The 23387-nt window shown below is 73.2% G+C and carries 22 protein-coding genes and 1 pseudogene; 6 read left to right on the top strand and 17 right to left on the bottom strand.

Going from position 1 to position 23387, the window contains the following annotated elements; genetic code table 11:
• Nucleotides 1-124: 124 nt before the first annotated feature.
• Nucleotides 125-1330 carry an MFS transporter gene (locus AB0C22_RS22035; RefSeq protein WP_219470013.1) on the top strand — a complete coding sequence of 402 codons (1206 nt, stop codon included), beginning with the start codon at nt 125-127 and terminating at the stop codon, nt 1328-1330.
• Nucleotides 1331-1511: 181 nt separating this feature from the next.
• A complete protein-coding gene (locus AB0C22_RS22040; protein WP_208566500.1) occupies nt 1512-2195 on the top strand; it encodes an SGNH/GDSL hydrolase family protein in 684 nt (227 codons plus the stop codon).
• A 351-nt stretch (nt 2196-2546) separates the two neighbouring features.
• Here the strand turns inward: AB0C22_RS22040 and AB0C22_RS22045 are convergent, their stop codons facing one another.
• The 17 genes from AB0C22_RS22045 to AB0C22_RS22125 form a co-directional block, all read right to left on the bottom strand.
• Nucleotides 2547-3905, bottom strand: a complete 1359-nt coding sequence (locus AB0C22_RS22045; protein ID WP_357536744.1) for a hypothetical protein — start codon at nt 3903-3905, stop codon at nt 2547-2549.
• Nucleotides 3902-4876: a transketolase C-terminal domain-containing protein gene (locus AB0C22_RS22050; RefSeq protein ID WP_208566502.1), complete on the bottom strand. Its 975-nt coding sequence runs from the start codon at nt 4874-4876 to the stop codon at nt 3902-3904. Before AB0C22_RS22050 ends, AB0C22_RS22045 begins: the two co-directional genes overlap by 4 nt.
• Nucleotide 4877: 1 nt before the next feature.
• A complete protein-coding gene (locus tag AB0C22_RS22055; RefSeq protein ID WP_357536746.1) occupies nt 4878-5846 on the bottom strand; it encodes a thiamine pyrophosphate-dependent dehydrogenase E1 component subunit alpha in 969 nt (322 codons plus the stop codon).
• Complete coding sequence (locus AB0C22_RS22060; protein ID WP_208566504.1) at nt 5843-6640, bottom strand: DUF3050 domain-containing protein; 798 nt, start codon at nt 6638-6640, stop codon at nt 5843-5845. Before AB0C22_RS22060 ends, AB0C22_RS22055 begins: the two co-directional genes overlap by 4 nt.
• Nucleotides 6641-6644: 4 nt before the next feature.
• Nucleotides 6645-7568 carry a phytanoyl-CoA dioxygenase family protein gene (locus AB0C22_RS22065; RefSeq protein ID WP_219462425.1) on the bottom strand — a complete coding sequence of 308 codons (924 nt, stop codon included), beginning with the start codon at nt 7566-7568 and terminating at the stop codon, nt 6645-6647.
• On the bottom strand, nt 7565-8674 hold the full coding sequence (gene hppD, locus AB0C22_RS22070) for a 4-hydroxyphenylpyruvate dioxygenase (RefSeq protein ID WP_219462426.1): 1110 nt from the start codon (nt 8672-8674) through the stop codon (nt 7565-7567). Before hppD ends, AB0C22_RS22065 begins: the two co-directional genes overlap by 4 nt.
• Nucleotides 8675-8744: 70 nt before the next feature.
• Nucleotides 8745-10004: a beta-ketoacyl-[acyl-carrier-protein] synthase family protein gene (locus tag AB0C22_RS22075; protein WP_219462428.1), complete on the bottom strand. Its 1260-nt coding sequence runs from the start codon at nt 10002-10004 to the stop codon at nt 8745-8747.
• A complete protein-coding gene (locus AB0C22_RS22080; RefSeq protein WP_219462430.1) occupies nt 10001-11617 on the bottom strand; it encodes a class I adenylate-forming enzyme family protein in 1617 nt (538 codons plus the stop codon). Before AB0C22_RS22080 ends, AB0C22_RS22075 begins: the two co-directional genes overlap by 4 nt.
• Complete coding sequence (locus AB0C22_RS22085; protein ID WP_308291096.1) at nt 11614-12138, bottom strand: beta-ketoacyl synthase chain length factor; 525 nt, start codon at nt 12136-12138, stop codon at nt 11614-11616. Before AB0C22_RS22085 ends, AB0C22_RS22080 begins: the two co-directional genes overlap by 4 nt.
• Nucleotides 12139-12164: 26 nt before the next feature.
• On the bottom strand, nt 12165-13361 hold the full coding sequence (locus AB0C22_RS22090; RefSeq protein WP_357536750.1) for a beta-ketoacyl synthase N-terminal-like domain-containing protein: 1197 nt from the start codon (nt 13359-13361) through the stop codon (nt 12165-12167).
• Complete coding sequence (locus tag AB0C22_RS22095) at nt 13354-13599, bottom strand: acyl carrier protein (protein WP_208566510.1); 246 nt, start codon at nt 13597-13599, stop codon at nt 13354-13356. The genes AB0C22_RS22090 and AB0C22_RS22095 overlap by 8 nt, the downstream gene beginning before the upstream one ends.
• Entirely contained in the window at nt 13599-13865 is a 267-nt protein-coding gene (locus AB0C22_RS22100; RefSeq protein ID WP_208566511.1) for an acyl carrier protein, read from the bottom strand. Before AB0C22_RS22100 ends, AB0C22_RS22095 begins: the two co-directional genes overlap by 1 nt.
• A gap of 158 nt (nt 13866-14023) precedes the next feature.
• Nucleotides 14024-15415, bottom strand: a complete 1392-nt coding sequence (locus tag AB0C22_RS22105; RefSeq protein ID WP_219470016.1) for a class I adenylate-forming enzyme family protein — start codon at nt 15413-15415, stop codon at nt 14024-14026.
• A gap of 391 nt (nt 15416-15806) precedes the next feature.
• Complete coding sequence (locus tag AB0C22_RS22110) at nt 15807-17042, bottom strand: beta-ketoacyl synthase N-terminal-like domain-containing protein (RefSeq protein ID WP_308291097.1); 1236 nt, start codon at nt 17040-17042, stop codon at nt 15807-15809.
• Nucleotides 17043-17128: 86 nt separating this feature from the next.
• Nucleotides 17129-18397 (bottom strand): beta-ketoacyl-[acyl-carrier-protein] synthase family protein, encoded by a 1269-nt coding sequence (locus AB0C22_RS22115; protein ID WP_219462431.1) that lies wholly within the window; start codon nt 18395-18397, stop codon nt 17129-17131.
• Nucleotides 18394-18798 carry a cupin domain-containing protein gene (locus tag AB0C22_RS22120; RefSeq protein ID WP_219462433.1) on the bottom strand — a complete coding sequence of 135 codons (405 nt, stop codon included), beginning with the start codon at nt 18796-18798 and terminating at the stop codon, nt 18394-18396. Before AB0C22_RS22120 ends, AB0C22_RS22115 begins: the two co-directional genes overlap by 4 nt.
• Nucleotides 18791-19498 carry an SRPBCC family protein gene (locus AB0C22_RS22125; protein ID WP_208566514.1) on the bottom strand — a complete coding sequence of 236 codons (708 nt, stop codon included), beginning with the start codon at nt 19496-19498 and terminating at the stop codon, nt 18791-18793. Before AB0C22_RS22125 ends, AB0C22_RS22120 begins: the two co-directional genes overlap by 8 nt.
• A gap of 372 nt (nt 19499-19870) precedes the next feature.
• On the opposite strand from AB0C22_RS22125, the gene AB0C22_RS22130 reads away from it, so the two are divergent.
• From AB0C22_RS22130 to AB0C22_RS22145, 4 genes and pseudogenes are all read left to right on the top strand, one after another.
• Nucleotides 19871-20755 (top strand): BTAD domain-containing putative transcriptional regulator, encoded by an 885-nt coding sequence (locus AB0C22_RS22130; RefSeq protein ID WP_219462436.1) that lies wholly within the window; start codon nt 19871-19873, stop codon nt 20753-20755.
• Entirely contained in the window at nt 20752-21099 is a 348-nt protein-coding gene (locus tag AB0C22_RS22135) for a TcmI family type II polyketide cyclase (protein WP_208566516.1), read from the top strand. The genes AB0C22_RS22130 and AB0C22_RS22135 overlap by 4 nt, the downstream gene beginning before the upstream one ends.
• Nucleotides 21100-22345: 1246 nt before the next feature.
• Nucleotides 22346-22594 (top strand): annotated as a pseudogene (locus AB0C22_RS22140) (helix-hairpin-helix domain-containing protein); the annotation flags it as partial.
• 360 nt (nt 22595-22954) lie between these two features.
• Nucleotides 22955-23161 (top strand): hypothetical protein, encoded by a 207-nt coding sequence (locus tag AB0C22_RS22145; protein WP_145919792.1) that lies wholly within the window; start codon nt 22955-22957, stop codon nt 23159-23161.
• Nucleotides 23162-23387 lie beyond the last annotated feature (226 nt).

Consider the following 23387-nt stretch of genomic DNA (forward strand, 5'->3'; position numbering starts at 1 on the left):
CGGACCGGCCGCCGGTGAGGAACACACCGGAGCGGGTGGCGCCCAGGCGGGTAAGGCCGGGGCGGGCGACACCGGGTCACTCGCCGCGCCGCCGGGCCCCGAGCGGCGGGCCGCCCGGCGGGAACTGGTCACCCTGGTCGCCGCCGACCTGATCTCCAACCTGGGCAGCCGGATCTCGGTGATCGCGATCCCCTGGCTGGTGCTCACCACCACCGGCAGCCCGGCCAAGATGGGCATCGTCGCGGCGGCGGAGTTCCTGCCGTACATGCTGTCGAGTTCGTTGGCCACGCCGTGGGCGGACCGGTTCGGGGTACGACGTACCTCCATCACGGTGGACGCGGCGAGCGCGGCCGTGATCGCGGTGGTGGCGCTGGCCCCGTGGCTCGGCTTCGGGGCGCTCGTCGCCCTCGTCGCGGTGGCCGGCGGACTGCGCGGCATCGGCGACCGGGTCAAGCACGTGATGTTCCGGCCGGCCGCGCAGCGTGCCGGGGTGGAGCTGATCCGGCTCACCTCCGCCTACGACGGGCTGGCCCGCGGGGTGGCGCTGTTCGGCACGGTCATCGGCGGTCTGCTCATCGACTGGGTGGGGGTGACCCGGGCGATCTGGATCGACGCGGGCACCTTCGCGGTCTGTGCGCTGCTGGTCGGGGTGCTGGTACGCCCACCCGCCAGCGACGCGCCCGCCGCACCCCGGGAGGGCTACTTCCAGGCCCTGCGCACCGGATTCGGCTACCTGCGCACCGACCGGGTGCTGCTGACCATGCTGGTGGTGGTCTCCACGCTGAACATGTTCGCCGCCGCCAACACCGCCGTCTGGGTGCCGCTGTGGGTCCGCGACGAGTTCGGCGACCCGGCCGGGTTCGGCCTGGTGCTCGGGGTGTTCGGCGGTGGCGCGCTGCTCGGCAACGTGGTCTTCACGATGCTCGGCCCCCGGCTGCCCCGGACCCTGATCTTCGCGGCCGGGGCGGCGTTGAGCGGTGCGCCCCGGCTGCTGGTGCTGGCGCTGACCGACCACCTGGTGGTGGTGCTGGTGGTGACGTTCCTGTCCGGGATCGGCATCGCGGCGGTCAACCCGCTGCTCGGTGCGGCCCTCTACGAACGGGTGCCGGACGCGTTGCAGACCCGGGTGCTGGGGATCTCCGGCTCGCTGGCGTTCGTCGGACTGCCGGTGGGGGCGCTGCTCGGCGGCTGGTCGGTGGCGGCCCTCGGGCTGCGGCCGGCGCTGCTGGTGATGGCGGTGGTGTGCGCGGTGCTGACCGTCGCGCCGCTGGTCGCCGGGCCACTGCGGATGGGACGGTCCACCCCCGCACCACCCACCGTCAAGGCCTGACCCGGGCCCAGAGGTGTACGGCGTCGAGGGCCGATCCGGGGGCCGGGTGACCGCCGTCGAGGGCCGACCCGGGGGCCGGGTGACCGGCGTCGACGCGAGTCGGCGCACCGGGACGACCATCAGGCGATCCGCCCGGTCGCAGTGATCGACCACGCCGGTACGGTCGGCTAGATTGCCGGCCATGTCATCGATGTTGACCGAGGCCACCGATCCGTACTGCCTGCGTGAGGGGGAGAGTGCCGCGCTGCTGCGCGACCATCCGTGGCACCGGTTCGTGGTGCTCGGCGACAGCGTCGCGGAGGGCATGTGTGAGCCGGTCGAGGGGTACCCGGACGTGCAGTGGGCCGACCGGATCGCGGCCGAACTGGCGGCGGTACGCCCCGCGTTGGCGTACCTCAACCTGGGTCGGCGCGGGCTGCGGGCGCAACAGGTCCGGGCGGGCCAGCTGGACCGGGCGCTGGCCTTCTCCCCCGACCTGGCGCTGGTGGTCTGCGGCGGCAACGACGCCTTCCGCACGGCGTTCGACCCGGACGCGGTCGACACCGAGCTGACCGCGATCGTCGGCGCGCTGCGCGACGCCGGGGCCGACGTGATCACGGTGGGCATGTTCGACGTGTCGCACAGCCCGGCGGTCCCGGCGGCGCTGCGGCCCGGCCTCGGTGCCCGGATGCGGCTGCTCTCCTCGCGTACCGGCCGGCTCGCCGACCGGCTGGGCGCGCTGCACGTGAACCTGACCGACCACCCGGCCGGCACCGACCCCTCGATGTACAGCAGCGACGGACGGCACGGCAGCGCCCGCAGCGACGCCATCGCCGCCGCCGAAACCATCCGCCGCCTCGCCACCCACCTCGGCACCCACCCCTGACACCCCACCGCCCGCCGAAGCTCAACCAGCCCGCCGGGCCCAACCGGCCCGCCGGGCCCAACCGGCCCGCCGGGCCCAACCGGCACGCCGAAGCTCAACCAGCCCGCCGGGCCCAACCGGCCCGCCGGGGTCGATCAAGAGGTTTACGTCATCCGAAGCCGCTATCCCGCCCCAAACCTCTTGATCACCGCACCCCAGCCCGGCCAGCGCCGGGTGATCAAGAGGTTTGCGTCAACATTCCGCGATCTGGTGACGCAAACCTCTTGATCACCGGGGCGGGGGGCGGAGGGGGGCAGGGCGGAGGGGGCGGGGCGGGGGCGGGGCGGAGGGCGGGGCGGGGGGCGGGGTGGGTCAGTTGGTGAGGAGGATGCCGGTGAGGAGGACGCCACGGGCCAGGTTGAGGACCTCGTCGCAGCCGGGGAAGCCGACCCGGGCCAGGGCACCCGAGCCGGTACGGCCGAACAGGTACGGGGCGATGCTGTAGGGCACCTCGGCGGTGACCGTCTCGCCGGTCTCGATCTGGACGAAGTCCATCTCCACCCGGTCGGCGGGCCAGTACCGCTGGAGGATGTCGCCGCCCCGGTCGAGGGCGGCGCGCAGGCCCTCGGCCCACTCCGCGTCGCCCATCTCCCGGCCGATGAGCACCCCGTGGCCGGCCGAGCCGTCGGCCGGCTTGACGACCAGGTTCTCCCGGTCGGCAAGTGCCCGGTCCAGTTCGGCGTCGGTGAACGCCACGGTGTGCGGCACGTACCGGCGGACCAGGGCCTGGTCGTCGGCGGAGAGCAGGTCCAGGTCCTCGTAGAGCCAGGCGAAGTTGATTTTGTTGCCGAGCAGCCAGGCGGCGGTGCTGACGAACATCGGCAGGGTGCCGGCGTCGAGCGCCCCGGCCACCGCGTCCAGGCCGGCGCTCGGGGTGACCCGGTTGGGCACGAAGAGCCGGAACAGCGCGTCGACCGGTGCGCCGCCGACGACCAGCCGCTTCGCGTCGTCGAGGGTGGCCGTGCCGACCGGGGCGATCACCAGGTCGATGCCGAACCGGCGGGCCTGGTCGATCAGCGGCGAGAGGATCTTGATGAAGTCGTCCGGGGTCTCCAGGCCGGGGTAGTCGGCGTCGAAGTCGAGCAGCAGCGCCACCCGGGCCCCGTCGGGCAGGGACAGCCCGTCGCGGATCGCCACGAACCGCTGGTCCAGCAGGGAATCCGCCGGCCGCACCGGCAACCCGTCGAGGATGCCCTGCTCCTGGTAGAGCGCCGCGTACCGGCGGACCACCGTGTCGGCGTCGAAACCGCCGCCCAGGCTGCTGTCGATGTTGTACTCGACGATCCTCGGCACCCCACCGGAGATCAGCACGTCGGGCCGGTAGGCGGCGAGCAGCTCCTCGGACAGCTCCTCGGACTCGTCGAGCAGCCGCGTCGCCCCCGCGGGCACCCCGAGCAGCTCGCGCAGCTCCCCGGCGGTGCGGGCCCGCCGCCGGCAGGCGTCCAGGATGAGCTGGGCGATCCGGTCGCAGACCTCGTTCAGCTCACGGAACGCGTCCGCCGGCATGACCGGGGGCCGGGCCAGCCGCCACTGCTTGTTGTACGTCGCACAGCCGTAGAAGATCTCCCGCCAGGCGGCGGCCCCGCTGGACACCATCGCCGTACGGGCCGGCTCCGGCAGCTCGCGCCACGCCTGACCGGGCTCGGGCCAGAGGTAGTTCGGATCGGTCATGATCTGTCCTTCATGGTCAGTTGGATGGCGGCGGTGAGTTGCTCGCGGCCCGGCTGCACGGCCCGGTCGAGCACCGGCGCGAAGGGCAGCACCGCACCGTCCGGCCGGGTGACCCGGCGCGGCGGCGCGACCAGCGGCACCCGCTCCAGCACCGAGGTGATGATCTCGGCGGCGATGCCGCAGGACCGGTTGGAGTCGTCGACCACCACCAGCCGGCCGGTACGGGACACCGAGTCCAGCAGGCCGTCGAGGTCGAACGGGTAGATCGTGCGCGGGTCGAACACCTCCACCGACACCTGGTCGGCCAACTCCTCGGCGACGGCCAGCGCGTCGTGCACCAGGTGCCCGACGGCGACGACGGTGACGTCGTCGCCGGCCCGGCGGACCACCCCTCGCCCCAGCGGCACCGGGGCGAGGGTGGCGAAGTCGACGTCGTCGCGGACCTCCAGCGCGGCGGCCGGGGCGAAGACCACCACCGGGTCGTCGTGCCGGATCGCCGAGGCCAGCAGCCCGTACGCGTCGGCCGGGGTGGCCGGCACCACGGTGACGATCCCGACGTGCGCGAACAGCGAGTACGGGTGGTCGGAGTGCTGCCCCGCCCAGCCGGTACGGGAACCGGAGCCGGGCACCAGGTAGGTGACCGGCACCGAGCACTGCCCGCCGGTCATCATCGGGAACTTGTGCGCGTGGTTGACGATCTGCTCGAAGACCAGGAACAGCAGGGACGGGATCTGGAACTCCACCACCGGCCGCAGCCCGGCCAGCGCGGCCCCGGTGGCGAAACTGGTGAACGCCTGCTCCGACAGCGGGGTGTCCAGCACCCGGTCCGGTCCGAACCGCTTCAGCAGGCCCGGGGTGACGTTGGACGCGCCCACCCGGATGTCCTCGCCGAGCAGGAACACCGACTCGTCCCGGGTCATCTCGTCGGTCAGCGCCCGGGTGAGCGCCTTGCGGTAGGACAGCCGTGGCATCTCAGGAGCCTCCCCGGGCGGTCAGCCCACTGGCGTACAGGTGGTCCAACGCACCGGCCGGGTCCGGTTCGGGGCCGGCCAGGGCGAACGCGACGGCCGCGTCGAGGGTGGCCTCCACCTCGGCGTCGACCGCCTCCCGGTCGGCCGGGGACAGCCGGGCACCCTGGATGTCCACCGGGTCCCGGGACCGGCCGTCGGCCACCTCCTGCGGCGTGCGGTACGCCAGGCGTACCGCGTGTTCGAAGGTGTGGTGGGCGTCGAACCGGTAGGTGCGGGCCTCGACCAGCTCCGGCCCGCCGCCGTCGCGCATCCGCGCGACGGCGGCGGCCGTGACCTGCCGGACCGCCTCCGGGTCCTGTCCGTCGACGACGACGGCCGGGATGCCGAACGCCTCGGCCCGCCCGGTGATGGTGCCGGCGACCGCGCCGGCCACCGGCATGGTGGTGGCGTAGCCGTTGTTCTCGCAGACCAGCAGCACCGGCACCCGCCAGAGCGCGGCCAGGTTGAACGCCTCCAGCAGCATCCCCTCGTTGACCGCGCCGTCACCGAAGAAGCTCGCCCCGACCACGGGGTTGCCGCGCTGCCGGTGCGCCCACACCGCGCCGGTGAGGATCGCCGGGGACGCCCCGACGATGGCGTTGGCGCCGAGCACCCCGATGGAGAGGTCCGCGGCGTGCATCGAGCCGCCCCGGCCCCGGTTCAGTCCGGTTTCCCGGCCGCACAGTTCGGCCATCATCCGGGCCGGGTCGGCACCCTTGGCGAGCACGTGGCCGTGCCCCCGGTGGGTGCCGGTGACCAGGTCCCCCGCGTCGAGTGCGGCGCACACGCCGGCGGCGATCCCCTCCTGACCGAGGTAGGGGTGGATGCCGCCGACGATGTGCCCGGAGCGGACCAGGGCGATGGCCCGCTCCTCGAACCGACGGATCAGCCGTACCGTGCGGTAGAGCCGGGCCGGGTCGGCGTCGGTCACCGGTCGCGGCCCTCCTTGACGGCGGCGAGGATGTCGTCCCAGAGCTGCGCGCGGGCGGTCAGCGCCAGGTTGACCGTGTCGGCGCACTCCTGCCACTTGGTGTCGTCGTCGCCGCACAGGTCGGCGAGCATCTGCATCGCCATCGGGGTGTGCTGCTCACCGTCGACCTCGATGTGCCGCTCCAGGTAGTCGACGAAGGTGTGCAGCCGGTTGCTGCGCTCGTTGACGGCGACGACCTGGGTGAACATGTCGGGGATCAGGTCCTCCCGGCCGAACGCGAACGCGGCGGCCTGACAGTGCACCGGGGTCGAGGAGATGATCTGCCAGGTGGTGGCGGCGAAGGCCCGCGACGGTGCGGGCACGCCCGCCTCGACCAGCGCGTCGGTGACCGACGAGCCGGCGCGCAGCAGCTCGACCAGCCGGTCGACGGCGGTGGTGTCCGCGCCCGCCTCGCCCATCCCCCGCACGTACAGCTCGAAGTGGCTGATGAAGCCCTCGCCCAGCTCGTCGCTCTCCTCCACCATGACGATGTCGTTGATCAACCGGCGGCTGCCGGTCGGTCCGGTGGGGATCCACGGCACGTCGACGCAGGTGAGTTGCCGCTGCAACGACTTCAGCAGGGACATGAAGTCCCAGACCGCGAAGACGTGGTGCTCCATGAAGGTGACCAGCGCCTCGTGGGTGTCCAGGTTGGCGTAGAGCGGGTGCTTGACCACCACGTCGCGGCGGTCGGTCACCGCCTTCTCCAGCCGCTCGATGCCCGGGTGTGTCTTGCCCCAGTCGTACCGTGACATGTTTCTAGCCTTCCTGCTGGGCGCGCTCGCGCCAGATGACCGGGCAGTAGTCGGGGTCCGCGTAGTCCGGCCGACCCTCGGGGGTACGGCGGACCAGCACGTCGTGGTTGTACGCGGCGAGGGTGCCGTCGGAGAGCGGGAACTCCCGGTGGGCGTTGTCGCCGTCCTGCAGGTGCAGCGAGATCGCCCGGCGCGGGCGTCCGCTGACGTTCGCGCCACTGCCGTGGTAGGTGCGGCAGTGGTGGAAACTCATGTGCCCTTTGGGGATCACCATCGGGATCTTGCGGATCTGTGCGCCGTTGTGCGCCGCGTTCTCGGCCAGCATCTCCTCGAGCTGGTCGCGGTCCCGGTCGGCGAAGTGCCGGACCACGGTGTCGTCCGCGCCGATCTCCGACCACCGGTGCGAACCGTCGACCATGGTGATGGTGCCCATCTCCTCCCCGCAGTCGTGGAACGGGATGAACGCGGTGAGCATCCGCTCCGACGACGAGGACGACCAGTAGTGCTTGTCGAAGTGCCAGGGCACGATGTTCGACGGTTCACCCGAGATCGGCGGCTTGTAGATCAGCGTGGACTGGAAGATGCGGATCTCGTCGGCCTGCGCCAGCCGGGCGGCGACCGCGCCGATCAGCGGCTTGCGCAGGATCGCGGCGATCCCGTCGTGCTCGTAGTGGACGTAGTCGTTGTGCCGCTGCACCGGCCCCTTCGACGGGTCCCAGTAGGCCAGCTTCGGCGGGCGCACCGGCAGGGTGCGGTCCCGCTCACCGTCGTAGTAGCGGTCGGTGGCCGCGGTCAGGGCGTCCACCTCGGCGTCGGTGAGCAGCTTCTTCGTCAGGTACCAGCCGTGCTCGGCGTAGTGCCGCACGTCCTCCGCTGAGGGGAGCAGTGACTCCTCCTCGGCGGTCAACGTCGGATGTGTCGTGGTCATGCCCCTACTCCTCGTGCCGTGCCGACCGCGACGGCGGGGGTCGCCCCCGCCGCGGCCAGCTCCCGTTCCTTGGCCTCGTAGAGCGCCCGGATGTTGCCGCTGCCGAAGGTGCGCGCCCCCCGCCGCTCGATCAGCTCGAGGAACAGGGTGCGGCGGACGTGCATCGACTCGGTGAAGATCTGCAACAGCTGCCCGCCGTGGTCGGCGTCGACCAGGATGCTGAGGTCCCGCAGCCGGTCCAGCGGCGCGTCCACCTTGCCGACCCGCTGCTCCAGGGTGTCGTAGTAGGCGGCCGGCGTGCCGGCGAAGCGCACCCCGCGGGCGCCCAGCGCGCCGACCGCGCCGACGATGTCGTCGGTGCGCAGCCCCAGGTGCTGCACCCCGGCCCCGTGGTGCTCGGTGAGGAACTTGTCGATCTGACCGGGCCGCCGACCGGCGTCCGGCTCCAGCAGCACCAGGGTGACCCGCCCGGAGGCGTCCTGCACCACCTTGGAGTTCATCGCCTGCCCGGCGACCTCGATGTGCTCCTCGAAGATCTGCGCGAAGCCGAACACCCGCTCGTAGAGCGCGACGGTGTCGTCGAGCTGACCGGGCGGCACGCAGACCGCCAGGTGGTCGATCTCGGCGAGCAGCCGCGGGTCGGTCCCGCCGGCCGGGGTCGCCTCGATCGCGCCGGGCAGGAAGTCGTCGGAGTCTCCGCGCCGCTCCACCAGCCGGTGCAGCACGTCACCGAAGCCGCCCACCTCGGCGGTCACCACCTCGGCGTCCGCGCCGGTCCAGGTGCGCGGCGGCGTCACCGGCGTCGCACCCCGGGCCACCAGCTCCGCGTACGCCCCGGCGGCGTCGCCGACCTCCACCGCCACCACCGCGATCCCGTCACCGTGCCGGGACACGTACGTCGAGGCGGGATGGTCGGCGGTGAGCCCGGAGGTCAGCACCATCCGGATGTCGGCCTGACCCAGCAACAGGGAACGCTGCCCGACCAGCCCGGTCTCCGGACCGCCCTGGCCCCGCAGGGTGAAACCGACGGCGGTCCCGAAGTAGAAGGCCGCCTGTCGGGCGTCCCCCACGTACAGTTCAATGTGGTCTATGCCACGAATATCCATCTCTCCAGCCCTTCCCCATGTCCCCCCGTGACTGCCGTCCGGGCGCGTGCGGCCCGGGTCGCAGCGTCGATCACCTCCCCGGCCCGGCGGGCCGGACGCCAGCCCCGGTGGTACGCCGCAGCAGCAGGCTCACGTTCTGCCCGCCGAATCCGAAGGAGTTGGTGAGCGCGAATTCGGCCCGGCTCGCCCGTGGCACGTCGCGGACGTGGTCAGCCGGGCAGTCCGGGTCCGGGTCGTCCAGGTGGTACGTCGGCGGCAGCAGGCCGGCGCGCAACGCCAACGCGCAGGCCGCCGCCTCCACCACCCCGGACGCGCCGAGCAGGTGCCCGGTGAGCGCCTTGGTGGAGCTGACCGGCACCCCGCCGACCCCGAAGACCTTGCCCAGCGCGGTGCTCTCGGCGATGTCGCCGAGTTTGGTGCCGGTGCCGTGGGCGTTGACGTAGCCGACCTCGGCCGGCGGAACGTCGGCCCGGGCCAGGGCCTGCCGCATGCAGTCGGCCGCCCCCTCACCGTCGGGCCGGGGCATGGTCGGGTGGTGCGCGTCGGTGGTGCTGCCGTAGCCGGCCACCTCCGCATAGCTGCGGGCGCCCCGGGCGGCGGCGTGCCCGGCCCGTTCCAGCACCAGCAGGGCGGCCCCCTCGGCGAGCACGAACCCGTTGCGTCGCCTGTCGAACGGTCGGCTCGCCTCGCTCGGGTCGGCCCAGCCGCGGGCCAGCGCGCGGGCGTTGCCGAAGGTGTCGGCGAAGGTCGGGAAGAGCGGCGCCTCGCTGGCCCCGCAGAGCACCACGTCGGCCTCACCGGCCCGGATCAGCCGGGCCGCGTCGGCGACCGCCTGGGCCCCGGAGGCACAGGCCGTGCCGACCGACGAGCTGTAACCCCGGATGCCGTGGGCGATGGCGATCCGCGCCGACGCCATGTTGGGCAGGATGCCGGTCAGCAGGTACGGGCTGACCGCCGCCCGGCCCCGCTCGGTGCGGGCGATCACCTGCTGCTCCAGGGTGGACATCCCACCGACCCCGCCGACGATGACGCCGATCCGCGCCGGGTCGACGTCCCGGCCCACCTCGATGCCCGCGTCGGCGAGCGCTTCGGCGGCGGTGAGCAGGGCGAACAGCACGACCCGGTCGAGTACCTTGGTTTCCGGGCCGGTGGCGACCGTACGCGGGTCGATCGGCGGGAGCACCCCGGCGACCTCGAGCGACTCCCGGGCCGGGTGTCCCTCGGGCGGCCGGCTCAACCCGGACGTCCCGGTGGTCAACGCGGCGAAGGTGGCGTCCACCCCCCGCCCGACCGGGCTGAACAGGCCCATCCCGGTGATCACGACGGTCATGATGACGACCCGGCGAGGTAGCGTTCGCGCAGCGCCACCTTGCGGACCTTGCCGGTGACGGTGACCGGGATGTCGTCGGCGCTCACCGGCACCACCCGACGCAGGGTGGCTCCCACGTCCGCCCCGAGCGCGGCCCGGATCGCCTCGGTCCGGTCGACGGTCGGGTCCGCCCCGGCGGCCAGTTCCAGCAGCACGTCGGTGGTGACCGTGTCACCGTCGGCGACGATCAGCACCGTGCAGTCGGTGACGTCGGGGCAGGCGGCGAGCACCCGTTCCTCGGACAACGCGGTGAAGTAGCGCCGCCCGTCGGGCAGCGTCACCGAGTCGACCGCCCGGTCCAGGTGGTAGTAGCGACCGTCGGCGTCGGCGTGGACCAGGTCACCGGTGAGGTACCAGCCGCGCAGCCGGAACCGGTAGCTGGTCACCGAGTCGTTCCAGTAGCCCCGGAACAGCGACGGCGAGTCGATGCCGAGGAAGCCGACCTGACCGGGGGGCAGCTCGTTGCCCTCGGCGTCGAGGACGGCCACCCGGGCGAACCGGTAGGGGCGGCCCACGCAGCGGCCGTACCGGTCGGTGTCGGTGGTGTGCGTGATGTGGAACATCGAGTGCCCCATCTCGCTGGAGCCGAGGCCGTCGATGAAGACGGAACCGGGGACCCGGGTGACGCCCTGCCGGGTGAACACGTCCCGCGAGCCGACCGCGACGAGCCGGCGTACGTGCGGCTCGTGCGAGCAGTCGCCGGTGTTGAACCACAGCCGCACCGAGTCCAGGTCGTACCCGCTCAGGTCGAAGCGGGCCAGCTCCGCCCAGGTCATCGAGAAACCGAAGACCCCGTCGGGCCGCCACTGCCCGATGGCGTCGAGGACCCGCTCGCCGCCCTGCTCGGACAGCAGGAACATCTCCGCCTGGTTGCCCAACGCCTGGTTGACCATGAGCACCGTCGCGGTGTGCGGGGCGGGCAGCGCGTTGAGGATCCGCCGGGTGCCCTGCGCCTGCGGCATGGACAGCAGGTGCCGGGTGGCGGCGAAGAGGCTGGCGTGCGAGTGCAGCACCGCCTTCGGTACCCCGGTGGTGCCGGAGGTGTGGGTGATGACGATCGGGTCGTCGGGGTGGTGCCGGTAGTCGGCGGGGGCCTGCGCCGGGTCACCGCTGCCGGCCTCCTGCGGGGTGCCCAGCAGGGGTGCGCCGAGGTCGTGCCCGGCCAGCAGCTCGGTGTGCGCGGCGTCGGTGAGCACCCCGGCACCGCGCAGCCGGCGGATGTACTCGGCGGCGATCTCGGGGCGCAGCTTGCCGTTCATCAGCGCCGGGATCGCGCCGAGCCGGGCCAACGCCAGGAAGCTCAGCACCATGTCGGCGGCGGCGGTGGCCCAGACGGCGACCGGGTCACGGGGCCGCACCCCCCGGTCGTGCAGCCAGGCCGCCCGGGCGGCGACCCGCTCGTCGAGCTGACCCAGGGTGAGCGGCTGCCCGGCGGGGTGCCCGTCGACCGGGGTGTCGAAGGTCAGCCCCGGCCCCTGCGGGTCCGCACCGTGGGCGAGCACCCGGGCCAGCACGTTTCCCGCGCCGAGTTGCGGATCGGCGGCGAGCGCACCCCGCAGTCCCTTCGTCCTCATTGACTGTCTCCTCCCCCCAGCAGCACCGCGACCGCACCGGTAGGCGTCGCGTCGGGTGCCTCGTCGATCAGGACCAGCAACGCCTCGTCGGCGTCGCCGTCGTACAGCAGCAGTTCCCCCTCGGCGGTGGCGTCGGCCCGTGGGTCGCCGGTCGGGCTCAGGCACACCACCGGACCGGTCAGTCCCCAACGGGCGGCGACCTGCCCGGCCACGCTGTTGGGCACCGACTGGAAGAAGAACAGTGGACCGACCCGCCCCCCGGCGGCGACGGTCGACCGGACGTGCGTGGCACTGGGCCGGTCCCCGGCGGCGCTGACCAGCACCACCGCGCACCGGGCCCCGGCCGGGGCCGGGCTCGGGCGACGTTCCAGGCACCGCCCGGCCGCCGCCGCGACCAGCGGCGCGAACGCCGAGTGCACGAACCCGGGCAGCGGCGGTGGTGGCCCGTCGCCCGGCTCCGGCCAGCGCGCCTGCGCCAGCACCCGGGGTGCGCCGTGGCCGGCCGGACGGCCCGGGACGATCCCGTGCCCCGGGCCGCGCGTGCCGGTCACGGCGCACCCACCAGCAGTGCGGTGTTCGCGCCGCCGAAGGCGGCGTTGAGGCTGAGCGCGTACCGGCTGGTGACCGGGCGGGGCGCGGCGGTGACCACGTCCAGCAGGCAGGCCGGGTCGGGGCCGAGCCAGCCGGCGTTGACCGGCAGTTTCCCGTGCCCCAGCGCCGCCACGGTGACCACCAGTTCGAGCAGGCCGGACGCTTCCAGCGCGTGCCCGTGCAGCGCCTTGGTGGAGCTGACCGGCACCTGCCCGGCCTGCTCGCCCAGGGCCAGTCGCAGCGCCGCCGCCTCGGAGGCGTCACTGAAACCGGTGCCGGTGGCGTTCGCGTTGACGTAACCGACCGCCCCGGCGGGCAGGCCGGCCCGGCCCAGCGCCGCTCCGACCGCCCGGGCCAGCCCCGCGCCCTGCGGATCGGGTTGGCAGGGGTGGTGGGCGTCGCCGGCCCGCCCCCATCCGACCAGCGTCGCCACGGGGCTGCCACCCCGGGCGCGCAGCGCGGCGGCGGACTCCAGCACGACCGCGGCCACCCCGTCACCGAGCAGCAACCCCTGCCGTCCGACGCTGAACGGACGTACCGCCCCGTCGGCGGCGAGCGCACGGCCGGCGTCGAAGAGCGCGAACTGGTCCGGTTCCACCAGGTAGCCGGCGGCCACCACGACCCGGTCGGTGTCCCCCCGGTGGATCATCGCGGCGGCGTCGGCCACCGCGCTGCTCGCCGAGACGCAGGCGGTGGTGTAGACCCGGGTGGGGCCGCCGAGGCCGCACCGCCGGGCCAACCGGACGGCCAGTGTGGGCAGCTCCGGCCAGGCCGGACCGGCGTCGTCGCGTTCCCCGTCGGCCCACCACGGGTCGTCGGTGTCCGCGACCGGCCGGTCGTCGGTGTACGGGCCGGCCAGGGTGGCCGGGCCGCCGTGGGTGGCCAGCAACAGCGCCGCACCGGCCCGCTGTGCCGGGTCGAGCCCGGCGGTGACGCAGGCCGCGTCGACGGCGTCGGCCAGCTCCTGCGGCAGGGTCGCCACGTCGGGCCGGGTGGCCGCGACGGTCACCCGGCGGCCGGTGGTGGCGAAGCGGCCCACCGGCCGGAACGCCGGTACGCCGGACAGGACCCCGGCCAGCAGCGCGTCCACGCCCCTACCGAAGGCGCTGACCGCGTACGTGCCGGAGATCGTGACGGGTGCCCGCTCAACCATCGGCGGGGGCGGGTAGGTAGGTGTGGAACACGGTCAACGCGTCGTCGACGGTACGGATACCGGCGAGCTGGTCGTCGGTGAGGTCCAGCTGGGTGCCGTAACGCTGTTCGACGAGGTGCACCAGCCACGCCAGTTCCATCGAGCCGACCCGGTGCGGGACCTGCTCGACGGGTTTGCCGGTGAGTTCGGCGAGCATGCTCACCAGGTCAGCTCGCCCCAGGTCGGGCTGACCGGACATCAGCGGTTGTCGGTGGTCGCCCCGGCGACCCGGTCGGCGACCATGGTGGTGAACTCCCCCACCGTCATCAGGGCCAGCTTCTCCGACTCGTCGTCGGCGAACCGCAACCCGTACCGGTCCTCCACCCGGACGGACAGGTCGGACAGGGCGAGGGACTCCAGGTCCACCCCGGACGGGCCGAGGGTGGTGTCGTCGTCGATCCCGTCGACGTCGTAGTTCATGTCCTGGAGCTGCTCGATGACGAAGGTTCGGACCTCGTCTCGCATGACGGTTACCTCTCTCGATGGGCGAGTTGCCGGCACCCGGTCGGGGCACCGCGCGGGGACGGTTCGGGCGTACCGCCGACGGTCGGCCGGTGGCGACGCGGTGGTGACTCCCCGGCGGTCCTCGAGGACCGGCCGGGGGGTGGGATGGAGCGGACCGCTCACGGGGCCGCCGTTCGCAGCACGTCCAGCGAGCGGACCAGTTTGCCGGTGGTGGTACGCGGCAGTTGCGCCACCATGTGCAGGGTGCGGGGCCGCTTGTAGCCGGCCAGTCGTTCGGCGAGCAGCTTGTCCAGTACGTCCTCGGACAGCGGGCCGTCGGGCTGCACGAAGGCGGTGATCCCGTCGTCGTAGGTGACCACGGCGGCGGCCACCCCGGGCAGGCCGGTGAGGGTGGCCTCGACCTCGGTGAGGTCGACCTTCAGGCCCCCCACGGAGACCTGCGAGTCGAGCCGGCCCCGGACGGTGACCAGGCCGGTGTCCGGGTCGACGGTGCCCGCGTCGCGGGTACGCAGCCAGCCGTCGGCCCAGCGGTCGGGGTCGCTGAGCCCGACGTACGGCGAGGCGGGACAGCTGATCAGCAGCTCACCGTCGGACTCGCGGACCTCGATGCCGGGCGCGGGCATGATCGCCGGCCGGTGGCTGCCGTGCAGGTCGGTGCCGATGACACCGACCTCGGTCATCCCGTACATGTTGCCCAGTGGTACGCCGTGCCGGTCGGTGAACGCCTGCACGACGGCCGGCGGGACCAGCTCCCCACCGGTGGTCATCCGCTTGAACTGGGGCAGGGGCCCGTCCGGGCGGGTGGAGGCGAGCAGGCCGATGTGGAAGGGCACGCCGAGCACGGTGGCCGGGGTGTCCTGGGCGGCGATCGCGGCCAGCACGGCGTCGCCGCCGAGCCGCTGCGGCGGGACCAGCTCGACACGGGCGTGCAGACCGTAGAGCAGCCCCCCGACCAGGCCGAGCACGTGCACCATGGACGGCAGCAGGATGATCCGCTCGCCGGGCAGCGCCACCCCGTCGATCCGGGTGTAGCGGTGCACCTCGGCGACCAGGTCGGCGGCGGTGCGTCCGATCACCTTGGACGGTCCGGTGGAGCCGGAGCTGAGCTGGATCACGGCGTGGCCGCTGACCGCCGGGCGGTCCGCGTAGCCGGTCACGCTCTCGGTGACGTCGACGAAGACCTTCAACGCGCCGCCGGTGGTGCGGGCCGGGGCCACCACCACCTGCGGGGTGAGCCGGTGCAGCGCGCGGTCGACCTCGTGGTCGGTGAGCCGGTGGTCGAGCAGCACCGCCTGGCCACCGCTGCGCCACGTGGCCAACAGATTGACCACATAGGACAAAGAGGGCGGCAGACGCAACGCGACGGCCCCGCCGGGGCGCAGTCCGGCGGCGCGCAGCCGGTCCTGTGCCTCGACGACCAGGCGGTGCAGGGTGGCCCGGTCCACCGGCTCGGGCAGCCGGAGACAAATGTCGGTCGGACGGCCGCAGAACAACACGTCGTCCACCCAACCGGGGTCTTGCGCCGCAGGATCTTCCGTCGGGCGATACATGGTCACCGCCGGTCACCGTCCAGCATAGAATCGGGCAAAAGCGCCCATAAATGATGTCTCTTGGCGTGCTCACGGCACCCTACGACAGCCCGGAAGAGCATTTCTAGATGCGAATGGCTAGATCATAAAAGGCGGCCGGCCGGATTGCCGCCGCTCGATCGGCCGGGCAGGATCGGGCGCGTACGCCGACCCGGGACACCGCCGGCGGCATCGCCGTGCCCGCCGATCCGATGTGGAACCAGGCAGCCCGACGACGCCCCACCCCTGGTCAGCACCGGTCATCATGGACGGTGGACCGGGCACCGCAGGCGGCACCGGCGGATGCGGACGGAGGTGTGCCCGGCGACAGGTCCCTGCCGCCGGGCACACCCCCAGGAGTGACGCACAGTGATCAGTCGGTGGCGCTCCTCGGTCGTGGGACGGCACCCCGCAACACCAGCGCGCTGTTGAACCCGTCGAAGCCACGCGCGCAGACCAGCGCCACCCGACTGACAGGCCGACGCGGGGCCCGCAGGAAGTCCAGCTCGCAACCCGGGGCCGGATCGACCGGACCGGCCGAGGCGGGCAGCGTGTCGCGGTGGAAGGCGAGCAGCGCGGTCGCCACGTCCAGGGCCGACCCGCCCTGGTGGGCCCGACCGGTCAACGACTTGTGGGTGCTCACCGGCGGCGGCCGGTCACCGAAGACCGCCCGCAGCGCCGTCGCCTCACTGCGGTCGTAGCGGGGCACCCCGAGGGCGTCGGGCACGACCAGGTCCACCTCGTCGGCGGTGCTGCCGGCGCGGGCCAGCGCCAGTCGCATCGCCCGCGCGTACGTCGCCGGGTCGCCGGCGGTGTCCGGGCCGGTGTGCACCGCGTCGTGGGTGGCCGCCCAGCCGGTCACCTCCCCGTAGATCCGGGCACCCCGGGCCAGGGCGTGCTCCCGCTCCTCCACCACGAAGACCGCACCCCCCTCGGCCGGCACGTACCCGCCGGCCACCCGGTCGAACGGCCGGTACGCCGCCGCCGGCTCGTCGACGGCGCTGAGCAGCCCGGAGCGGAGCTGACAGGCCAACGCGTACGGGCTCAGCGGGCACTCGGTCGCCCCGGCGATCACCACCGACGTGCCCCGCCGGATGGTGCGTACCGCGTGCGCGAGGCTGTCCAGCCCACCGGCGGCCTCGGCGACCAGCACCCCCGACGGTCCCTTGAACTGGTGGTGGATGGACAACTGCCCGACGCTTGCCGCATAGAACCAGGCGATCGACTGGTACGCCCCGACGGTGCGGCTCGACCCGCCCCAGAGCCGTTGCAGCTCCCGCTGCCCGAACAGGTTCCCCCCCGACGAACTGGCCAGGGTGACCGCCCAGTCGTACGGGTCGGGGGCGCGGGCGGGCAGTCCGGCGTCGGCGAGCGCCAACGCGGTCGCGGCGAAGCCGAGCTGGGTCCACCGGTCGGTCTGCACGAGCTGCCGGGTGTCCACGTACGCGGCCGGGTGGAAGTCGGGGACCTCGCCGCCGACCCGGGTGGGGTAGCCGGTCGGGTCGAACAGGGTGATCGGCCCGGTCCGCCGGACGCCCCCGGTCACCGTCCGCCAGTGCGCGTCCACGCCGATGCCGCTGGGCGCGACCACCCCGATCCCGGTCACCACCGCCCGCCGGTCCCCGTCCGGGTCACCGGGGGCGGTCGCCCGGGGCGGGCCGGAACCGGCAGCGGTCACCCCGGCAGCGGAGCGCGTCACCGCGTCACCGCCAGCCGACGGAAGAGCATCGCGGACTGGAAGCCACCGAACCCGCTGCCCACCGACAACGCCACGTCGACCGGGGTCTCCCGGGCCACGTTCGGCACGTAGTCCAGGTCGCACTCCGGGTCCCGGGTGGTCCAGTTGGCCGTCGGCGGCACCACGCCGTACTCGATGGCCAGGGCGCAGGCGGCCATCTCGATGGCGCCGATCGCGCCCAGCGAGTGCCCGACCATCGACTTGATCGAGCTGACCGGCACCCGGTACGCCGTCGGGCCGAGGGCCCGCTTGAACGCCGCCGTCTCGTGCCTGTCGTTCTGCCGGGTCCCGGACCCGTGCGCGCTGACGTAGGAGACCGCCGACGGGTCGAGGCGGGCCTGCCGCAGTGCCGCCGCGATGGCCAACCCCATCTCCACCCCGTCAGGTCGCAACCCGGTCATGTGGAAACCGTTACTGCGGCTGCCGTAACCGGCGACCTCGCAGTAGACGTGCGCGCCGCGCCGCCGGGCATGCTCCCACTCCTCCAGCACCAGCACCGCGGCCCCCTCGGCCAGCACGAAACCCTGCCGGTGGGCGTCAAAGGGTCGGCTGGCGTGCCCCGGGTCGTCGTTGTCCGGGCTGGTCGCCCGGATCGCGTCGAACGAGGCGACGGTGACCGGGGAGATCGGCGAGTCGGCGGCACCGGCCAGCACGATGTCCGCCTCCCCGTCGACGACGAGCTGGTGGGCGTACCCGATGGCGTCGATGCCGGAGGTGCAGCCGGTGGAGACCACCTGCGCCGGGCCGTGCAGCCCGTGCCGGCAGGCCACGTCGGCGGCGAGGCTGCTCGGCACCAGCGCCTGATAGAGGTACGGCCCACCGAGGGCGTGGTCGACCAGCCAGTGCCGACCCGAGTCGCTGACCCGGACGTACTCCTGCTCCAGGGCGGTGGTGCCGCCGACGGCGGTGCCCAACACCACCCCGGCGACGTCCCGCTCGGCGTCGGTCAGGTCGAGCCCGCTGTCGGCCAGCGCCTCCGCCGCGCAGGCCAGCGCGAACTGCACGTACCGGTCGGAGCGTTGCCGCTGCGCCGGGGTGAGCCCGGCGGCGTCCGGGTCGAAGTCGCACTCGGCGGCGATCTGCGACCGGTACGGCGACGGGTCGAAGAAACTGATCCGCCGGGTGGCCGTGCGCCCCTCGGTGAGGGTCTTCCAGAACCGGTCCCGGGTGACGCCGCCCGGGGCGACCACCCCGACACCGGTCACCACCACGCGGCGGCCGGTCACGACGGGCCCCGCTGCTCGACCAGCTCGGTGTCGACATGGCCGAGTTCCGGGCGGGGGGCGAGCGGGCCGAGGTGGAAGACCACCTCGGCGGCGACGTCGCCGGTGTTACGCAGCCGGTGCCGCACGTTGCGCGGCACGAACAGCGCCTCCCCGGCGGCCAACGGCACCGGCACGTCGTCCAGGTCGACGGTGATCGTGCCGCGCACGAGATAGAGGAACTCCTCGCTGTACGGGTGGTAGTGCTCGGCCACCCGGTCACCGGGGTCCACCGTCACCACCCCCATGAACCCGGAGGTGCTGCCGACGGTACGCGGGCCGAGCAGCACCCGCAGTTCCCCGCCGCGCCGCCGGTCGGCCGGCACGTCCCGGGCGGCGACCAGTCCGGTGGTGACCTCACTCATCGCCGCCTCCCGCGTACGCCCGCTCGATCCGTTCCTTGATCACGGCCAGTTGCACCCGGCTGTTGGTGTTGATCCGCTCGGTCATCGCCGCGTCGTCCACCGGGGCGGTCGGCTTCATCGCGAAGTCCTGCACCCAGGTCATCCGGGTGCCCGCAGGCTCCGTGTCGTAGTACCAGTGGATCCGCATGTACTCGAACGGACCGGTCTCCACCCGGCGGGCCCGCACCTGCCAGGTCGCCGGATCGGTGGTGCGCTCGCTGACCCAGCTCCACGCGACGCCGTTCTCGTCGGGGTGCATGGTGAGCCGGAACCGCACCGTGTCCCCGTCGCGGTGCAGGATCTCCACCACGGCGTACTCGGTGAACAGGTCCGTCCAGCGCGCCACGTCGTTGGTGATCTCCCAGACCAGCGGCAGCGGGGCGGCGATGAGGATGCTGTTCTCGGTGTGCCCGGCCGGCCCGGCGGCGGCCACCAGGTCGGCCACACCGCCGATGCTGAGCTGCCCGGCCTGCTCGGGGATGCGTACCCGCCAGCGGTCGGCGACCACGGCGGACAGCTCCAGCAGGGCCAGCGAGTCCATGCCCAGTTCCTCCAGGCTGGCGGCGGGCGCGCGGGCGGCGGCGGCGGCGTCGAGGCCGCACCGGGTCACCAGGATCTCGGTGATCTCACTGGTGAGTGCCGTGCCATGGGTGACGGTCATCTCGGGTCCTCCTCCACCGGGCGGCTCACCCCGGTAGCCGTCACCTTCCGGCCGGGCCCGTCACCCGGGCGTCACCCGCCGACCCGCGACACCCCCACAAAGTGGTGACGTTGCGTTGACGCAGGCTGTGTATCGGCTATGCGAGAGCTGTCCATTGTGATGGAGGTTCGCAGTTCAGAGGCAATATCGCCCAGTCACGATACCTACACTATTGTTGACTGAGAGTAATCACATTGGTAGTGTTCGTGCCGGCCGGTCCGGTGGGAACGGCGGGTCCGGCAGCACAGCGAAGCGACCCGGCCACCGCGTCACGACCGACCGCGTCGGGACACCGGACGATCTGGACCCAGGCTTGCGTGCAGGGGGTGCGCCGTGACCGGTCATGCCAGCACGCCGACCAGTGACGTCCCGGCCGACCCACCGGTACGCCTGCACCTGCTCGGCGGCTTCCGGCTGCTGCACGGCGACCACCCGGTGGTGGTCCCCCGAGGGCTGCAACGGGTGATCGCCGTGATCGGCCTGCGCCCCGGCGCCACCCGCAGCAACCTCGCCGGCCTGCTCTGGCCCGAGGTGCCCGAGGAACGGGCGTTGTCGTCGCTGCGCACCGCACTGTGGCGGCTGCGCCAGGACCCCTGCTGCCCGCTACTGATCAGCGGAGACACCGTCCGCCTCGACCCGACGGTCCGCCTCGACGTGGACGACCTCGTCGCCACCGCGGCCCGGGTCCGCGACGGGGACGACCCGCGCACCACCGCCGTCGCGCTCGCCGCCGGCAGCCGTGACCTGCTCCCCGGCTGGTACGACGACTGGGTGCTGCTGGACCGGGAACGACTGCGCCAACTCCGCCTGCACATGCTGGAACAGCTCGCCGTCGACCACCTCGACGCCGGCCGGCACGGCGAGGCGTTGCAGGCCGCCCTGGCGGCGATGGCCGCCGAGCCGCTGCGCGAGACACCACACCGCCTGGTGGTACGCATCCACCTCGCCGAGGGCAACGCGTTCGAGGCGGTACACGCCTTCTACGTCTACCGGGACCTGCTCATGCGGGAACTGCGCCTGGAACCCTCCCCCACGATGTGCGCCCTGGTCGACGAGACCCTCGCCCCCATCCGGCAGGCCACCCGCCGCACCCCGGCGGCCCGCCGTCACGATCCGGACGAACGGTGTGACGACCAGGTGACACCTCCTGCGCCAGGGTGGATCCACCGAGAGCCCTGGACCGATCGGGGCGCACCACCGGCGAGAGGGGTCCGATGAGCCGTCTGGTGATCGTCAGCAGGATCATTCCCGGCGCGGAGGGGCGGGTCGCCCAGATCTTCGCCGAATCCGATGCCACCGAACTGCCCGGACTCACCGGGCTGCGCCACCGCTCCCTCTACCGCCTGCACGACCTGTGCGTACACCTGATGGAGACCACCGAGGTCGACCTGGACACCCTGGTCACCGCGTACAACCACCCGCTCTACCAACGGACCAACGAGCGGTTGTCGGCGCACACCTCGGCGTACCTGCCGACCTGGCGCTCCCCCCGGGACGCGCCGGCCGGCTGCTTCTACAGCTGGGACGTCTCCGACGCCCCCAGCCCGGAGGCCCTGCGCTGAGCAGCGCGGACACCGCCTCGGGCCACCACCGGGCCCGGTCACCACCACCGGTGGGTACGGCGACGGCGACACCGTGTCGTGACGTCGCCACCGCCCGACACCGGTCATTTCACCTGCGCAACGAGGGGCGGTCCTCCCTGTCGTCCGACATTCGCGTGTGCAAAGCTGCGGCGGGTCTTCGCGTTTTCCTCGCGACTTCAACGACATACGCAATAGGGAGGTAGCCGTGCCGTCGACTTTCGGGCAATGGCTGATCGTGATCCTGGCCCTGCTGGTGGGCCTGGGCGGAGGCTGGGCGCTGTGGGGACGGCAGAAGCCGGCCGCCACCTCGCCCATCGTGGAGGGTGACCCGGTCGTCGGGCTCTCCGCCGAGGAGAAGGCCGCCGCCGCCACGATCGACACACCGCGCCCGATCGCCACGGTCGACACCTCCCCGGCCCCCGCCGCCGTCGTGGACCAGCCCACCCCGCACACCGCGCCGGACACCGACCACGCCGCCCCGGCCACCGACTCGACCACCCTGACCGCCGACTCGACCGCCGACTCGACCGCCTCGACGATCTCGACCGCCGACTCGACCGTCGACGAGCACGCCATCACCGCCGTCGACGGCACGCCCACCACGATCGCCGCCGAGCGGTCCGCCCCGCTGGCCGACATCGACGACGAGTCGACCACCGCCGACCTGACCGGTCGTACCGTCTCGGACGAGAAGCCCGCGAGCACCGACGCCGACGAGACCGTCGCGCCGGTCCCCGCGCCCCGGGCGACCGTCGAGGACACCCCCGACACCCCGGGTACGGCGACCGCGCTGCCGCAGCCGACCACGGTCGACCCGGACGGCCCGGCCGCGAGCAGCACGGAGACCGGGGCCGACCCGCTCGCGGCTCCGAGCGCCGAGACCACGCAGCCCGCCGAACCGGCCATCGAGCCGGCCGCCGCCGAACCGGCCGCCGCCGAGCCGGCCATCGAATCGGTCGCCGCCGAACCGGCCATCGAGCCGGTCGCCGCTGAGCCGGCCACGCAGGTCGCCACCGTGGCGGACGGGGAGTCGACGACGCCGGCGAGCGTGCCGGACCCGGACCTGTCGGGCGCGGACGACGTGGACACCGCCCCCGTGGCCGTCGCGCCGGCGGTCCCGGCGCAGCGCACCTCCGTCGAGGACACCGCCCCCGCCGCAGAGGACACTCCGGTCCCGGCAGCCGCCCCGCTGTCGGACGCCTCCCCCACCCAGGGCGGGTCGGCGGACGACTTCCGTCGCATCCAGGGTGTCGGCCCGAAGATGGCCGCCGCGCTCCAGTCCGCCGGCATCCACACCTACCAGCAGCTCGCCGCGCTCGACGAGACGGGCCTGCGGGAGACGATCCGCGCCGCCGGACTGCGCGCCACCGCGAGCCTGGCCACCTGGCCGCAGCAGGCGAAGGTGCTGGCCGGTGCGGGTGCCGAGGCCGAGCGGGTGCTGCCCACGCCGACCGGTGGCGACACCCGGGACTGATCCAGCTCACCCGACAGGGCCGGTGGGCGGGCGTCATGCGCACCCACCGGCCCTGTCGCGTTTTCGGCCGGAACCCCGCGATTCGGCCTGAACCCCGGCTCCTGCGGTCGCGCGACCGCACCAGACGCGGCACCGCGCCGAAACCCGTGGACTTCCACAGTGCCCAGCCGCACGGGCGTCCCCGGTGCCGGGTCGACCTTCAGCCGGCTGGGTGGGGGTCACCGACCACCGTCGCGTCGGGTCGATCGCCGGAGAATCCAGCATCATCGCGCTGACCGTTCCGGAATACCGTTTATCCGGTCCCGGCCGGTGGGTACATGGGCGTCACCTCGAACACAACACAAGCCGGGAGGCACCCCCATGCGCGGTTCGTCGATCCTCGGAGTCATCGTCGTCATCTGGCTGGTCATCGGCGCCATCGCCGCTGGTCAGCGAGGCTATTACGGAAACGATGACACCAACTGTGCCGAGGCCGGCACCATCCTGGTGACCATCGTGGCCGGGCCGCTCAACTACATCGGCGCCAACCCGAAGATCGACTGCAAGCTCCCCGAGCCGTCGAAGTAAACCGTCGCACCCCGGCCCGCGCCCACCCCTCGGGGCGCGGGCCGCATCATGTCCGCTCCAGATCACCCCCCACCCACCCCCGCCCTGAAACCCCCCACCCAACCCCTAAACCATCCTAGGAGCCTACCCCACTACCCCCACCTCCCGCCCCCACCTCCGCCCACCCCAAGCCGCCCCAAGCGCCCCAGGCCACCCCAGGCCGGTGATCAAGAGGTTTACGTCACGC

The sequence above is a fragment of the Micromonospora sp. NPDC048894 genome (assembly GCF_040649765.1).
GTDB classification, from domain to species: Bacteria; Actinomycetota; Actinomycetes; order Mycobacteriales; family Micromonosporaceae; genus Micromonospora; species Micromonospora antibiotica.